Genomic DNA, 14920 nt, shown 5'->3' with positions numbered 1-14920 from the left:
GCCGCGTTGAGAGACGAGGCCAAGCTTCGTGCCGCAATCGCAATGTGGGCCGTCGTCACCCTGCTCTCGCTAGCAGTCGCTGCCTTCGGCGGGTGGCGCATCTACCAGGGGTACAAGCGGTCAAACAGACTTTGGTGACCGACCGGAAACGTCGAGGTCCTCCGACCCGTGACCGACCGCAACCAGGTCTGGGGGTGGGCGACCTGCTCGACGAGCTCGACGACCTCAATGTCCGGATCGGCGTGGCTGCCCGTGCGGACGTCTGACGTCTACTCCCGTAGCGGAGCGGTGGCGAACGCCGGCAGACCGACGTCCGGCAGCACCTCGGCAGTGAAACCGAGCTCGGCCGCAGCCCGCTCCGGCGAGGCGACGATGTGCCGGACGTCGCCCAGCCGGTAGCCACCAGTCACCTGCGGAGCCAGGTCGCTGCCGGTCCCCCGGGCGACGAGCCGGGCGACGTCGAGGATCCCGACCGGGTGGCCAGAGGCGACGTTGTAGGCGGCGTACGAGCCGGGGGACGCGTCGGCCACGGCCCGGAGCGCCGCGAGATTGGCCCGCGCGACGTCGTCGACGTGCACGAAGTCGCGCATCTGCCCGCCGTCCTCGAACACCTGCGGCGGCTCACCGCGTTGGAGCGAGGAGCGGAACATGGCCGCGACGCCGGAGTAGGGCGTGTCCCGCGGCATGCCGGGGCCGTAGACGTTGTGGTAGCGCAGCGCGACCGCCGCCGCCCCGGCCTGCCGGGCCCAGGACGAGGTGTAGTGCTCCTGGGCCACCTTGCTGGCGGCGTAGGAGCTGCGCGGGTCGAGCCGCGCGTCCTCGTCGACGAGTGCCCAGGTGAGCGCCGCCCCGCAGGCCGGGCAGTGGTTGTCGAAGTCCCCCGCGTCGAGAGCCGCGGTGCTCCGCGGGCCGGGCACCTGCTCGCCGTGCTCGGCACAGGCGTAGCGCCCCTCGCCGTAGACGACCATCGACGACGCCAGCACCAGACGGTCGACACCGGCCTCGTTCATCGCGGCCAGCAGCACCGCCGTACCGAGGTCGTTGTGCGAGGCGTACGCCGGCAGGTCGGCGACCGTGACGCCCGCACCGACCACCGCGGCCTGGTGGCAGACGACGTCGACGCCCTCGAGCAGGTGGGGCCACGTGCCGGCGTCGCGGACGTCGACCTGGTGGGTCCCCTCGGGCGGCTCGGTCGTGCCGTGCGCCTTGTCGAGCATCAGGTCGACCCTCACGACCTCGTGCCCGTCGGCGTCCAGCAGCCGCCCGATGGCACTGCCGATGAAACCGGCCGAGCCGGTGAGCAGGACCTTCACTCGCCGGGGATCTCGTAGGTCAGCTCGATCGAGTCGGCCCAGCTCGAGCAGGTGCAACCGTCCGGCGCGGGCAGCCCCGCGATCGTCTGCGTAAGCAGGCCGGTGAGCCGCTCGAGGTTGCGCCGGAAGAGCGCGAAGACCTCCTCCTGGCCGACCCCCTCCCCGCTCTCGGCACCCGCGTCCATGTCGGTGACCAGGGCGATCGACGAGTAGCACATGCGCAGCTCGCGGGCGAGGACGGCCTCGGGCATCGCCGTCATGTTGATGAGCGTCCAGCCCTCGGCGGCGAAGGCCCGGGACTCCGCCCTGGTGGAGAAGCGCGGCCCCTCGACCACCACCATCGTCCCGCCGGCCTCGACGCTGTCGTCGGCGGCGAGGACGGCGCCGGAGATCCGGGCGCAGTAGGGGTCGGCGAACGGGAGGTGGACCGCGCCCCTCTCGACGTAGGACGACACCCGGCGGTGGGTCCGGTCGACGAGCTGGTCGGGGACGACGACGTCGCCGGGGTCGACGCCGCCGTCGTCACGGCTGCGGAGCCCGCCGACCGCGCACGGCGCGAGGACCTGCCGGACGCCGAGCGAGCGCAGCGCCCACAGGTTCGCGCGGTAGTTGATGGCGTGCGGCGGGAAGTCGTGGTGGGCGCCGTGCCGCGGCAGGAACGCCACCCGGCGGCCCGCGACGGTGCCGACCGCGAGCGGCGCGGACGGGTCGCCGTAGGGCGTGGTGACGGCGTGCTCCTCCGGGTCCTGGATGAAGGAGTAGAAGCCGGTGCCGCCGATGACTCCGATGTCCGCTGTCACGACGGCAACTCTGCCAGCCGCTCCTCCGGCCGTCCGGCGACGTGTCGCGCCCGGAACGCCGCGAGGACGACGAGCAGCGCCAGCGCCACGGTGGCCAGGGCCAGGGCCGGATAGCCGAAGGCGCCGGTGACCAGGCCCGCGAGCCCGCCGGCGACCGCGGCGGTCAGGCCCATGACCAGGTCGGCACTCCCCTGGACGTCGGTGCGCGCCTCCAACGGGGCGTGGTCGGCGATCATCGTCGAGGCCGCCACGGTGGCGAACGACCAGCCGAGGCCCAGCAGGAACAGGCCGGCGAAGATGCGCATCGAGCTGCCCTCCGGGGCGGCAGCGCACAGCACGAGCGACACCAGCAGGGTCACCCCACCCGCGCCGAGCACGAACGCCCGGCCGAGGCGGTCGGCGAGCGTGCCGACCAGCGGCGAGAAGGCGAACATCCCGAGCACGTGGACGCTGACGACGACGCCGATGATCCGCAGGTCGGCGCCGCCGTGCTCCATGTGGAGCGGGGTCATGATCATGACCCCGACCATCGCGGCGTGGCTGCCCGCCAGCCCCACCACCGCCCAGCCGAGGACCGGGCGAGCGCGGACCGCGGCGAGGGTGCGCCGCCACGACGCCTTGTGGACCGGGGCGGCTTCGACGCCGGCGTCCGGCTCCTCGGGTCTCAGCGCGGCGGTCTCGCGCGCCAGCAGCAGCGGGTCGGGGCGCAGCCGCACCGCGAGCACGAGAGCCGCGAGGACCAGGCCCACGGCGCCGAGCGCGAACGGCCCGGTGAGCTCGGGGATCCCGAGGGCGTCCGCGAGGGCTCCCGAGGGACCGGAGAGGTTGGGGCCGGCGACGGCGCCGATCGTGGTCGCCCAGACGACCGTCGACAGGGCCCGGGCCCGGTGGGCCTCCGTGGCGAGGTCGGTCGCGGCGTAGCGGGCCGCGCTGTTGGCCGCCGCCCCCGCGCCGAGCAGCGCCGCGCCCACGAGCAGGAGAGGCATCGACCCGACGGTGCCGGCGACCACGGCGAGGAGACTGCCCGCCGCGGCGATCAGGTAGCCGACGGCCAGGCCGAACCGGCGACCGCGCGCGGACATGACCCGGGCGAGGAGGTAGGCCGCGACCGCGGCGCCCAGCACCTGGGCGGTCTGGGCGAGCCCGGCCTGCTCCTCCGAGCCCGACACGTCGCGGGCCAGCAGGGACGCGGTGGCGATGCCGATGGTGATGCCGACCGCGCCGACCGCCTGGGCCACGACGAGGGTCGCGACCGTACGCCGCTGGGCCGCCTCGAGCTCGACCTCCCGGACGCCGCTCAACGGTCGTGTGGCGGCAGGTCCAGCGCCTTCCACACCGCTGCCCACACCTGCTTGGGCGGGATGCCTGCGTCGAGGGCCTCAGCCGCGGTGCGGCCGCCGAGGTCGGCCATCACGAACTGGCCGGCCCACACCCGGTAGTAGGACACGCCGAGGGCGCCCTCCAGCCGGGACCAGAACTCCGTGTGCCGCACGGCGCCACTCTAGGAGTGGGGGCGCGACGCGCGAACCATGAGCCACGTCTCGTCGCGCAACCCCGCGCGGCGCTTCACCTCGTCAACCTGCCAACCAGCCGCGCTCAGCACCTTCGCCAGGTCCTGCTCGCGCCACAGCACGAACCGGCGTGGAGCAGAGACCGTCCCGTGGGTCGACCACACCTCACCGTCGCCCTCCTTGACCGAGAGGGCGAGCACTCCCCCGGCCCGGGTGGCGTCGGCGAGACGTCCCAGCACGACCGGCAGCTCGGCGCGCTCGACGTGCAGCAGGCAGGCGTTGGCCCAGACCCCGTCGTAGGGCCCGCCGAGGTCGTCGGACAACGGGTCGAGCAGCTCGGCCTCGTGCCCCTGGCTGCGCAGCAGGTCGACGAAGGCCGGTGTGACGTCGGTACGCCGAACCCGCACGCCGCGTTCCTCCAACGCGCGCGCGTCCCTGCCGCCACCCGAGCCGATCTCCAGCACGTGCGCGCCGGCACCGACCGCGGCGGCGAACGCCTCGAGCCAGTCGAGCACCTCGTCGTGCAGCGTGGACGTGGCCTCGGCGTAGGCGGCCGACTGGGCGTCATAGGCGTCCACGACAGCCCGGGCGACCTCGGCGCGGACGTCCCACGCGTGGTGGACGATGTCGTGGAGGTGGTAGCGGCCGAGCGTGTCGACGGTGAACTCGCTGCCGTCGCTGCGCAGACCGCTCCGGCCCCAGGTCGCGTCGTCGTCGACGGCCACCGCGTCGTAGCGCGCCGCGACCGCGTCCGCGGCCTCGGCCAGCTCACTCGCCACGGTGGCGGGGTCCTGCTCGGCGTACCTCTGCTCCACCGCTGTCTCGTCCTGGTCCCAGTTGGCGAAGTGGGGTGCGTCCTCCTCCAGCATCGAACCGAGCCGCTCGCCGAAGATCCGGTGCACGTCGCGCACGTGGCAGGCGTACTCCAGGGGCGACCACGTGGACGGTTCGGGCCGGGTCCGGGCGCTCGGGAGGCCGAGCACCGCGGCCCACGTCGACGCGTTCTGCCGGATGCGCGCCCCGAACGAGCCGCGCTCGATCGCCTGGGCGTCGTAGCCGCACTCGGGACAGGGCTCGCGCAGCACCCAGGTCCAGTCCTTGGTGTCGGGGACGATCGTCATGCCCGGATCCTCCCAACCGCGCCGCGCGTGCGCCGCCGAGATCGTGCCGAAACTCGTCGACTTCAGGTCAGCAGCAGGGTGTCGAGCCGCCGGCGGACGACCAGCAGCCCGAGCACGCCCATCGCGACCAGGTAGGCCACCGACACCGCCGAGCCCCACGACAGCGCGCCGGTGGTGAGCTCGCGGCACAGCACGACGCCCCGGTAGAGCGGGGTGCACTCGACGACCCAGCGCACGGCCTCGGGGTAGGCCGACATGGGGAAGAACGTGGCCGAGAACAGGAACAGGGGGAGCTGGACCAGGGTGATCTTGTCGAAGTCCTGCCACGACGTCATGTAGGTCGTGGCCGCCATGAACACCGCGGAGAAGGCGAAGCCGATCAGCAACGCCGCCGGCAGCGCGAGCAGCGCCCACCACGAGCTGATCAGTCCCATCGCCCACATGACCAGCAGGAACGCCGCCGAGTAGCTGCCGCCACGAAGCTGACCCCAGACGATCTCGCTGACCGCGATGTCCCGGGTGGTGAGCGGCGTCGCCAGCATCTGGTCGTAGAGCCGGTCGTACTTGAGCTTGAAGAACACGTTGTAGGTCGAGTCGAGCAGGGCGCCGTTGAACGCGGACGCGGCGAGCATGCCGGGGGCGACGAACTCGGCGTAGGGGATCTCCTGCCCGTTGAAGGTGAAGGTGTCGATGAGCGCCCCGACGCCGATGCCGATCGAGAAGAGGTAGAAGACGGGCTCGAGGAAGCCGGTGAGGAACAGCTTCCAGGCCGCCTTGTAGACCATGTAGTTGCGCAGCACGAGGAGCCGCAGCGCCTGCCAGCGGGTGAGCGGACTGACGAGGCGACCGGGCGCGCCGACCGTGGTAGTCACGTGACCAGCCGTTTGGCGAGACCGGTGACCGACCACCGCCAGCCGAGGAGCAGCAGGACGAGCAGGTAGCCCGCGTTGAGCGCCGCCATCGACCAGTCGATGCCGCCGAACGAGGGGGTCACGCAGAACATCCGGGACAGGTTGACGCCGTGCCACAGCGGGGTGAGTCGAGCCAGGAACGCGCCGATGTCGCCGAGGTTGCCGACCGGGAAGAACGCGCCGGAGAAGAGGAAGAGCGGGAACACGCCGAGCCGGAACAGCACGCCGAACGACGCCTCGGACCGGATCCGGGTCGTGTAGGCGTAGACGAGGGCAGCGAAGGCCATGCCGACCAGCACCTGGCTCGCGAACGCGAGCAGCGGGCCCCACCAGCTCTCGAACACCCCGAACGGCGCCAGCACGAGCATGAACACCGCACAGGTCGTCGCCAGCCGGAACGCGACGAAGCCGAGGTGGGCGGTCACCACGTGCCGGATCTGCAGCGGTGTGGCGATCATCGAGTCGTAGACCTTGTTCCACTTGAACAGACCCATGACCGGGTAGGTCGTCTCGCCGACCCCGGTCTGCATCGCGTGGGCGGCGATCAGCCCGGGGACCACGAAGGCCAGGTAGGTCGGGGCGCCCTCGAGCAGGTCCGGGTCGCCGGGGATGAAGCCGCCGAGCAGCACTCCCATCGCGAGCACGTAGAACAGCGGGGACGCGAAGGACGAGATGACCGAGGCCTTCCACGTCCGCTTGTAGACCGTGAGCCAGTAGTCGAAGAGCCGCCCGAGGCCCTCGCCGATCGGGAGGCCGCGGAGCTGGACGTCGAGCTTGTCGGCCCGGATCGCGGCCATCAGTCCACCAGCGTCCGGCCGGTGAGGCGGAGGAAGACGTCCTCGAGCGTGGAGCGCCGGACCAAGGTGGCGACGGGCTCGAGACCGCGCTCGTGCACCTTGGCCAGCACCTCCTCGCCGTTGTCGCTGTAGACGAGCAGCCGGTCCGGCAACACCTCGACCCGGTCACCCAGGCCGTCGACCAACTCCGTGACCTTCTCGGCCAGACGCTCGTGGTGCTCGTCCTCCTCGGCCACCCCGAATCTGAGCTCGGCGACCTCGCGGGTCGAGTGCTCCCGGATGAGGGCCAGCGGTGACCCCTCCGCGACGATCAGGCCCTTGTCCATGACCACGAGCCGGTCGCAGAGCTGCTCGGCCTCGTCCATGTAGTGCGTCGTGATCACCAAGGTCACGCCGGTCTGCTTGAGCCGGAACAGCTTGTCCCACAGCACGTGCCGCGCCTGCGGGTCGAGACCCGTGGTCGGTTCGTCGAGCAGCAGCAGGTCGGGCCGGTTGATGAGGCTCCGGGCGATCGTGAGCCGCCGCTTCATCCCGCCCGAGAGGTCCTCGACCTTGCTCTTCTGCTTGTCCTGGAGACTGACGAACTCCAGCAGCTCGTCGACCCGCTCGTGCACCTCGGCCTTGGGGATCCCGAAGTAGCGGCCGTAGATGTAGAGGTTGTCGCGGACGTTGAGCTCGTTGTCGAGCGTGTCCTCCTGGGGACACACGCCGAGCCGGCCACGGATCGCCGGCCCGTCGACGGCTGGGTCCATGCCGAGGATGCGCAGCTCTCCCCCGCTGACCGGACTGACCGCCGCGATCATCCGCATCGTGCTCGACTTGCCCGCACCGTTGGGCCCGAGGAACCCGAACGCCTCGCCCTTGCGGACCTCCACGTCGATGCCCTTGACCGCCTCGAACGCGCGCTCGGCCTCGCCGAAAGTCTTGCGGAGCCCGCGGGCGAGGATCATCGGCTCGGTCACGACCGCGACCCTAGGCGAATACGTGCCCTCGTGGCCGGGGACGACGGGCCACGGATCAGGCCCTCGGCGTGAGCACGAACCATCCGCTGTCGGTGTGGGTCGCGCTCGTGGGCACGCCGGTCGGGCAGTCGATGGAGACCGACGCGGTGTGCGACCCGGGCGTCAATTGCGTCGAGGCGCTCAGGAGAACTGGTCGCTCGGTCGGCAGCGCGGGTGCGCGCATCAGGGTCTGGGGCACCGGGAGTCCGTCCAGGTAGAGACCGACTTCAGCCGAGCCCGCGCTGCAGGTCACCCCGATCCGGTTGAACACGAACTGGAGGTAGGTCTCGCCGCCTCCACTCGTGAACACATGGGTGCGGAGGTCCGCCAAGTCCGGCACCGCCGGCGGAAGAGCACCGTCAGGTCCGGTGCTGATGTCGTAGTCCGGGGGCAGGGCGGGGATGACGCCTGGCGCGAGGTCGATGGTCCTGAGGCTCCCGTCCTTCACGTCGGCCGACTTCACTGCGCCCTTCTTGATCTTCGGGCTCGTGACCGCGTTCTTTGCCAGCTTGGGGGTCGTCACGGACCCGTCGGCGATCTTGTCGGCGGCGTACGCCGTCCCAGTCGACAGGGCCAGGGTCAGGGCGAGGTAAGCGACGGCGTTGGCACGTAGGTGGCTCAGGATCATGAGCACAGCCTGTCCCACGATCCCGGAACACCGGAAGATGCCACGCGGGAGACTCCTGGCTGTCGGCGCGCCATGGCAGTCTGCCCCGACCCGACTCCCGGAGGACACGATGACCGTGAGATTCCAGCTGGCGATCGACTGCGCCGACACCCAGACCATGGCCGACTTCTGGGCGGCCGCGCTCCACTACCAGGTCGCTCCACCGCCGGGTGGCTTCCAGACCTGGGACGACTGGTACCGGTCGGTCGGGGTGCCCGAGGAGGAGCTGGGCCTCGGCGACGACCGGATCGTCGACCCACACGGCGAGGGCCCGGCCATCTGGTTCCAGGTCGTCCCCGAGGCGAAGTCGGTGAAGAACCGGCTCCACATCGACGTCGACGCCGGCGGGGGCCGCGGCACCCCGCTCGACGTCCGGCGCGAACGGGTCGAGGCCGAGGCCGAGCGGCTCGTGTCCCTTGGCGCCACCCGGCTGCGCATCGTCTCCGAGGAGGGCACGGACCACTACGCCGTGGCGATGCTCGACCCGGAGGGCAACGAGTTCGACGTCTTCTAACCAGGGTCACTTGGAAGCAGCCGCGCGCACGGTCGACTGGGCGCCCCCTCCGGCCACGGGGAGAGCCGGAGGGGGCGCGTTCACAACCTATGCAGCCCGCGGCGCGGGCGCCGAGCCTCGATCCGCAGGATCACAAGAACTGATGATGTCCTGACGTGATCACCGCACGAGCGACCCGTCGCGGCAGCCGTTCGCGAAGGCCCTGATCAGTCCGGGGTCTGCGTCGACTCGGCCTGGGTGCCCTCCGGGCCCTGGGTGCGCTGGTCGGACTCCTCCAGGATCGCTTGAGCCTGGGCGTGGGGGTCGTCGCTACCGGCGGCCTCCTCCTCCGGGAGGAGCTCGGCACGGGTCTCGACGCGGTCGTCGTCCGGGGTCTGCGACATGCGAGGAGGCTACGCCGTCACGACGCGCTCGCCGGCCACCCAGGACGCGGCCACGTCGGCGGGGCCGGCCAGCGCGAAGGTCTTGGCGACCGCGTCCTCCGTCGACCCGGCGTGCCGCAGCGCCATGGCGAGCGTCGAGCCGGACGACGGCCGCAACCACAGGGCGTCGAACTCCTTGCCGACGGTGAAGTCACCGACCGTGTCGGCGAGCCCGAGCGCGTCGGCGCCCGCCGCGGAGGCCAGCCAGAGCAGGTGTGCCGCGGAGAGCCGGTGGCCCTCCCTCCCGAGGAGCTGCTGGGCGAAGTAGGCCTGCAGGCCCTCCTTGAACAGCGAGAAGCCGGTGCCCGCGCCGACGTCGGTCCCGAGCGCGACCCGGACACCGAGAGCGAGGTGCGAGCCGAGCGGGAAGAGCCCGCTGCCGAGCGCGGCGTTGGAGGTGGGGCAGTGGGCGACCGCGACGCCGTGCCGGGCGAGCTGCATGAGCTCCTGCAGGGTCGGGTGGACGTTGTGGGCCAGCACGCTGCGTGGCCCGAGGAGCCCGGCCCGCTCGTAGGACGTCGTGTAGTCACAGCCGAACAGCTGGCGCACCCCCTCGATCTCCTCGATGTTCTCGTTGAGGTGTGAGGTGAACCAGAGGTCCGGCACCTGCGCGAGCAGGGCGCCCGCGGACTCGAGCATCGGCTCGGTGCACGACAGCGAGAAGCGCGGGGTCACCGCATAGCGGGTGCAGCCCTGGCCGTGCCAGCGCTTCGCGAGCTCGAGGCCCTCGTCGTAGGCGCGGTCCGGGGTGGTGAACAGGTCCTCGCGCAGGATCCGGTCCGACAGGACCAGGCCCGACGTGACCCGCAGCCCCACCCGGGTGGCCTCGGTGAACAGCGCGTCGACGGCACCGGGGAAGTGCGACCCGAACACCAGCGCCGTCGTGGTGCCGGCCTGGGCCAGCCCGGAGACGAAGTCGGTGGCCACCGAGGCGGCGTACGACGCGTCGGCGAGTCGGGCCTCCTCGGGAAGCGCGCACCTCTCAAGCCAGTCGAGCAGCGGCATGCCGAGCCCGCCGATCGCCCGCACCTGGGGGAAGTGCACGTGCGTGTCGACGAACCCGGGGAACACCAACCCCTCGCGCAGGTCCACCACGTCCTCGGTGTCGTGGTCCGCCGCGGACCAGGGCTCGCGGGAGACGATCACGCCCTCCTCGACGACCAGGGCGAGGTCCGTGCCCTCGCGCAGCCGTCCACCGGTGAACGGGCTGTGCGGAGTGTCGATGAACGTGCCGCGGAAAACTGTCACTTCTGGCCAGTCACCGTTGCCGAGCGCTCTCGCGCTCGAAGGCGGCGAGCAGCTCGGCGGTCACCGAGACGGCGATGGCGGCCGGCTCCTTGCTCGTCGTGATGCCGGGCAGCCCGATCGGCGTCCGGATCCGGTCGACCCGCTCGGGCGTGTGCCCCGAGGACAGCAGCTGGGACCGGAAGCGGGCCCACTTGGCCGACGAGCCGATCAGCCCGATCGGCCCGAGGTGGTCGGCCCGGATCGCCGCGTCGCAGATCGCGAGGTCCTCGGCGTGGTCGTGGGTGAGCACCAGCACGTGGGTGCCAGGAGGCAGCTCCGCCAGCACCAGCTCGGGCAGCACCGGGACCTGGTGCACGTGCACCGCGGCGACCGCGTCGTCGAACGGCGCAAGCACCTTGGGCGAGAGATGGTCAGGCCGGGAGTCGACCAGGTGCAGCTCCAGGTCGTGCCGGGCCAGGATCCGGGCCAGCTCGAGCCCGACGTGGCCGACGCCGAAGATCGCGACCGACGGGACGACGTCCAGCGGCTCGAGCAGCACCGTCACCTCTCCCCCGCAGCACTGCACGCCGTGCTGGAACGGCGCCTTGTCGGACAGGTGCGCGACGAACGTCTCCGGCGCCACCTCGTCGGCCGAGATGAGGTCACGCGCCCGGCGTACGGCCTCCTCCTCGAGGTTGCCGCCGCCGATCGAGCCCCAGGTCGCGGTGGCCGAGACGACCATCTTGGCGCCGGCCTCCCGGGGCGCGTGGCCGCGCACGTCGGTCACCGTGACCAGCACGCCCGCCTCCCGGGCCGACCGCAGCGCCGCGACTGCCTCGAACCACGTGGTCACGTGCTCACCGCCGAGGGTGCGGGGGCGGCCGCGCGGGCCGCGGTCAGCGCCCAGTAGACCGCCTCCGGCGTCGCGGGCGAGGCGAGTTCGACGACCGTCCCCGGCGCCGCGAACGCCGCGCAGGCGTCGCGCAGCGCCTCGCGGACGCTGAACGCCAGCATCAGCGGCGGCTCGCCGACCGCCTTGGAGCCATAGACGGCGCCGTCCTCGTGGGCCCGCTCCAGGAGGGCGACGTTGAGCTCGGTCGGCATCTCCGACAGCGACGGCAACTTGTAGGTCGAGGCGGACTGCGTGGTGAGCCGGCCTCGACCGGGACCGTCGGAGGTGTCCCAGCGCAGGTCCTCGAGCGTCAGCCAGCCGGCGCCCTGGACGAAGCCGCCCTCGATCTGGCCGAGGTCGACCAGCGGCGAGAGGCTGTCGCCGACGTCGTGGACGATGTCGACCCGCCGGGTCGTGTAGCCGCCGGTGAAGCCGTCGACCTCCACCTCGGCGACCGCCGCGCCGTAGGCGAAGTACTTGAACGGCGTCCCGGTCATCGTGGTGACGTCCCAGCTCAGGCCCTCGGTCTTGTAGAAGCCGGCCGCCCACAGCTGCACCCGCTGGTGGTAGGCCGCCGCGACCAGCTCCTCCCACGACGCGTCCGGCAGCGAGCCGCGCACCGGGACCAGCCGCTCGAGGATCTGCTCGCAGGCGTTCTTGATCGCGCCGCCGTTGAGGTCGGCGCCCGCGCTGGCCGCGGTCGCCGAGGTGTTGGGCACCTTGTCGGTGCGGGTCGGCGCCAGCCGGACCTTCTCCAGCGGCAGCCCCAGCGCGGTCGCCGCGACCTGGAGCATCTTGGTGTGCAGGCCCTGGCCCATCTCGGTGCCGCCGTGGTTGACCAGCACCGACCCGTCCTTGTAGACGTGCACGAGCGCGCCGGCCTGGTTGAACGTCGTGAAGTTGAAGGAAATGCCGAACTTGACCGGTGTGACGGCGAGGCCTCTCTTGGCATGGGGCGACGCGGCGTTGAACGACTCGATCTCCGCCCGCCGCTGCGCGTACGACGACGACTCGAGCACCTGGTCCCAAGCGGCCACCATCCGCTCGGGGTGCCGCACCGCCTGGCCGTAGGGCGTGGACTGGCCGTCGACGTAGAAGTTGCGCCGGCGCAGGTCCGCCGGGTCCATCCCCAGCTGCGGAGCGCAGCGCCCGATGATGTCCTCGATCACGAGCATCCCCTGGGGGCCCCCGAACCCACGGAACGCCGTCTGCGACGTCTTGTTGGTCCGGGCGATCCGGCCGTGGACGAGGACGTCGGGGATCCAGTAGGCGTTGTCGACGTGGCACAGCGCCCGCGACAGCACCGGCTCGGACAGGTCGAGGCTCCATCCGCCGTCGGAGGTGAGCGTCGCCTCCAGCGCGGTGAGCAGGCCACCGTCGTCGAAGCCGACCCTCCACGTCGCGTGGAAGCCGTGCCGCTTGCCGGTCATCGTCATGTCCTGGGTGCGGGTCAGCCGCAGCCGCACCGGCCGACCGGTCAGCGTCGAACCCAGCGCGGCGACGGCGGCGAGCCCGTGCGGCTGCATCTCCTTGCCGCCGAAGCCGCCGCCCATCCGCAGGCACTGCACGGTCACGGCGTGGCTGGGCACCCCGAGGATATGGGCGACGATCTCCTGCGTCTCGGTCGGGTGCTGGGTGCTGGACTGGACGAAGACCTGCCCGTTCTCGTCGACGAGCGCGAGCGAGCAGTGCGTCTCGAGGTAGAAGTGCTCCTGCCCCGCCATGGTGGTGACGCCCTCGAAGACGTGCGCCGACCGGGCGAGGCTCGCGGCCGCGTCGCCGCGCACCACGGTCGGGCGCGCCCCTTGGAAGCTCTCGGCCGCGATCGCCTCCTCGACGGTCAGGACCGCGGGGAGCTCGTCGTAGTCGACCTCGACAGCCGCCGCGCCCCGCCGGGCCGCCTCCAGGGTCTCGCCGAGCACCCAGCAGACCGCGTGGCCGTGATACATGACCTCGCTCGGGAACAGCGGCTCGTCGTGCTTGACCCCGGCGTCGTTGAGGCCGGGCACGTCGTCGGCGGTCAGCACCTTGACCACGCCCGGGACGGCGTACGCCGGGGTCGGGTCGAGCCGGGTCACCTGGGCGTGTGCGTGCGGAGCCTGGACGGGGTGGGCGTGCAGGCAGTCCTGGGTGCGCAGGACCAGGTCGTCGGTGTAGAGGGCCTGGCCGGTGACGTGCAGGGCCGCGCTCTCGTGGGGGATCGTGCGGCCGACGACGGCGTCGTCGGGGCGCTCGCTCAGCGTGCTCATGACCGACCCCCGGTGGTCGAGGTACGAGCGGAGCGAGCCTCGAAACCACCCTCAGCGAACAGCTTGCGCAACGACTGCCCGAGCATCGCCGCCCGGTAGTCGGCGCTGGCCCGCTGGTCGGAGATCGGCGTCCCCTCCCCGGCCAGCACGGCGGCGGCCTCGTCGACGGTCTCGGCCGACCACGGAAGACCCTCGAGCGCCGCCTCTGTGTCCAGCGCCCGGACCGGCGTCGCGGCGACGCCGCCCAGCCCGATCCGCGCCTTCCGCACCAGCGGCCCCTCGGCAGAGTCGGCGATGTCGAGGGAGTAGCCGACGGCCACCGACGAGATGTCGTCGAACGGCCGCTTCGCGATCTTGTGGAACGCGGTCAGCGCGCTCGCCGGGATCGGCACGACCACCTCGGTGATCAGCTCGCCGGGCTCGCGGACCGACTCTCGGTAGCCGGTGAAGTAGTCCGTCAGCGGCACGGTGCGCTCTCCCGTGGCCGAGGCAAGCACCACCGACGCCTCGAGGGCGAGGAGCACCGGGAGGGCGTCGCCGATGGGCGAGCCGGTGCCGAGGTTGCCGCCGAGGGTGGCGCCGTTGCGGATCAGGGGCGAGGCGAACTGCGGCATCAGCGCGGCCAGCAGCGGCAGCCGCCCGTCGAGTCGCCGTTCGACCTCGGTCAGGGTCAGCGCGGCGCCGATCCTGACCTCCTCGGCGCCCACGGTGAACCCCCGCAGCTCCGGCAGCCGGTCGACGGCGACCACGGCCGGGGCGCGCACGCCCTTGAGGTTGACCTCGACACCCCAGTCGGTGCTGCCCGCGACGACGACCGCGTCGGGATGCTCGTCGAGCAGTCGCCAGGCCTCGGCCAGGGTCTGCGGCCGCGCGAACATCGCGTCGCCGTCGTCGAGCCGGGTGGCCACCGCCGCGGGGGCCGGCGTCGTACGCCTGGCGGCGAGCGGGTCGTGGGCGGTCGGGAACCCGAGCGCGAACGCGGCGTCCCTGATCGGCCGGTAGCCGGTGCACCGGCACAGGTTGCCGCTGATCGCATGCAGGTCGAAGCCGTTGTCGCCGTGGTAGTCGTCGTGCCCGTCGGTCGGGCTCGTGCCGTTGGTGGAGGCCCGTCCGGAGCGGTAGAACTCCGCGGCCATGCTGCAGACGAACCCCGGCGTGCAGTAGCCGCACTGCGAGCCGCCGCGAACCGCCATCTCGTGCTGGACGGGGTGCAGTGCCGCCGGGGAGCCGAGCCCCTCCGACGTGACGACCTCCTGGCCGTCGAGGGACGCAGCGGGAACCAGGCAGGAGTTGATCGCCGTCCACTCGGTCGCCTCGGAGCCGTCGGCAGCCGGCCGGGCCACCAGCACCGAGCAGGCGCCGCACTCCCCCTCCGCGCAGCCCTCCTTGGCGCCGGTCAAGCCGCAGCCGCGCAGGAAGTCCAGCGCGTTGGTGTGGAGCGGCACGCCGTGGAGGTCGCGCGGCGTTCCGTTGACCAGGATGCCCGCCATCTGGC

At 72.1% G+C, this 14920-nt stretch carries 15 protein-coding genes; 1 reads left to right on the top strand and 14 read right to left on the bottom strand.

Annotated features, from left to right (window positions below):
• Nucleotides 1-269: 269 nt before the first annotated feature.
• From ACYVC6_RS17135 to ACYVC6_RS17095, 9 genes are all read right to left on the bottom strand, one after another.
• A complete protein-coding gene (locus ACYVC6_RS17135) occupies nucleotides 270-1313 on the bottom strand; it encodes an NAD-dependent epimerase/dehydratase family protein (protein ID WP_460715649.1) in 1044 nt (347 codons plus the stop codon).
• The gene (locus ACYVC6_RS17130; RefSeq protein WP_460715648.1) at nucleotides 1310-2113 is read right to left on the bottom strand and encodes an S-methyl-5'-thioadenosine phosphorylase; all 804 of its coding nucleotides are present in this window, start codon (nucleotides 2111-2113) and stop codon (nucleotides 1310-1312) included. Before ACYVC6_RS17130 ends, ACYVC6_RS17135 begins: the two co-directional genes overlap by 4 nt.
• Entirely contained in the window at nucleotides 2110-3414 is a 1305-nt protein-coding gene (locus tag ACYVC6_RS17125) for an MFS transporter (RefSeq protein WP_460715647.1), read from the bottom strand. Before ACYVC6_RS17125 ends, ACYVC6_RS17130 begins: the two co-directional genes overlap by 4 nt.
• Complete coding sequence (locus ACYVC6_RS17120; protein ID WP_460715646.1) at nucleotides 3411-3605, bottom strand: DUF3046 domain-containing protein; 195 nt, start codon at nucleotides 3603-3605, stop codon at nucleotides 3411-3413. The genes ACYVC6_RS17125 and ACYVC6_RS17120 overlap by 4 nt, the downstream gene beginning before the upstream one ends.
• 9 nt (nucleotides 3606-3614) lie before the next feature.
• A complete protein-coding gene (locus ACYVC6_RS17115) occupies nucleotides 3615-4745 on the bottom strand; it encodes a class I SAM-dependent methyltransferase (RefSeq protein ID WP_460715645.1) in 1131 nt (376 codons plus the stop codon).
• A gap of 62 nt (nucleotides 4746-4807) precedes the next feature.
• Nucleotides 4808-5617, bottom strand: a complete 810-nt coding sequence (locus ACYVC6_RS17110; protein ID WP_460715644.1) for an ABC transporter permease — start codon at nucleotides 5615-5617, stop codon at nucleotides 4808-4810.
• A complete protein-coding gene (locus tag ACYVC6_RS17105; RefSeq protein ID WP_460715643.1) occupies nucleotides 5614-6453 on the bottom strand; it encodes an ABC transporter permease in 840 nt (279 codons plus the stop codon). Before ACYVC6_RS17105 ends, ACYVC6_RS17110 begins: the two co-directional genes overlap by 4 nt.
• Nucleotides 6453-7415, bottom strand: a complete 963-nt coding sequence (locus ACYVC6_RS17100; RefSeq protein ID WP_460715642.1) for an ABC transporter ATP-binding protein — start codon at nucleotides 7413-7415, stop codon at nucleotides 6453-6455. The genes ACYVC6_RS17105 and ACYVC6_RS17100 overlap by 1 nt, the downstream gene beginning before the upstream one ends.
• A 55-nt stretch (nucleotides 7416-7470) precedes the next feature.
• Complete coding sequence (locus ACYVC6_RS17095; protein ID WP_460715641.1) at nucleotides 7471-8082, bottom strand: hypothetical protein; 612 nt, start codon at nucleotides 8080-8082, stop codon at nucleotides 7471-7473.
• A gap of 109 nt (nucleotides 8083-8191) precedes the next feature.
• On the opposite strand from ACYVC6_RS17095, the gene ACYVC6_RS17090 reads away from it, so the two are divergent.
• Nucleotides 8192-8635 (top strand): VOC family protein, encoded by a 444-nt coding sequence (locus ACYVC6_RS17090; RefSeq protein WP_460715640.1) that lies wholly within the window; start codon nucleotides 8192-8194, stop codon nucleotides 8633-8635.
• A 206-nt stretch (nucleotides 8636-8841) separates the two neighbouring features.
• Here the strand turns inward: ACYVC6_RS17090 and ACYVC6_RS17085 are convergent, their stop codons facing one another.
• Genes ACYVC6_RS17085 through ACYVC6_RS17065 form a run of 5 tightly spaced genes read right to left on the bottom strand, consistent with a single transcriptional unit; the run spans nucleotide 8842 to nucleotide 14915 of the window.
• Nucleotides 8842-9018: a hypothetical protein gene (locus ACYVC6_RS17085; RefSeq protein WP_460715639.1), complete on the bottom strand. Its 177-nt coding sequence runs from the start codon at nucleotides 9016-9018 to the stop codon at nucleotides 8842-8844.
• 9 nt (nucleotides 9019-9027) lie between these two features.
• Nucleotides 9028-10305 carry a guanine deaminase gene (locus ACYVC6_RS17080; protein WP_460715638.1) on the bottom strand — a complete coding sequence of 426 codons (1278 nt, stop codon included), beginning with the start codon at nucleotides 10303-10305 and terminating at the stop codon, nucleotides 9028-9030.
• Between the two features lie 10 nt (nucleotides 10306-10315).
• The gene (xdhC, locus tag ACYVC6_RS17075) at nucleotides 10316-11137 is read right to left on the bottom strand and encodes a xanthine dehydrogenase accessory protein XdhC (protein ID WP_460715637.1); all 822 of its coding nucleotides are present in this window, start codon (nucleotides 11135-11137) and stop codon (nucleotides 10316-10318) included.
• Nucleotides 11134-13425, bottom strand: a complete 2292-nt coding sequence (xdhB, locus tag ACYVC6_RS17070; protein WP_460715636.1) for a xanthine dehydrogenase molybdopterin binding subunit — start codon at nucleotides 13423-13425, stop codon at nucleotides 11134-11136. Before xdhB ends, xdhC begins: the two co-directional genes overlap by 4 nt.
• Nucleotides 13422-14915 (bottom strand): xanthine dehydrogenase small subunit, encoded by a 1494-nt coding sequence (locus ACYVC6_RS17065; protein WP_460715635.1) that lies wholly within the window; start codon nucleotides 14913-14915, stop codon nucleotides 13422-13424. The genes xdhB and ACYVC6_RS17065 overlap by 4 nt, the downstream gene beginning before the upstream one ends.
• Nucleotides 14916-14920: the final 5 nt, after the last annotated feature.

Source organism: Nocardioides dilutus (assembly GCF_054779555.1).
Note: the sequence above shows the minus strand (reverse complement) of the source record. Positions and strands in the feature narration are given on the sequence as shown.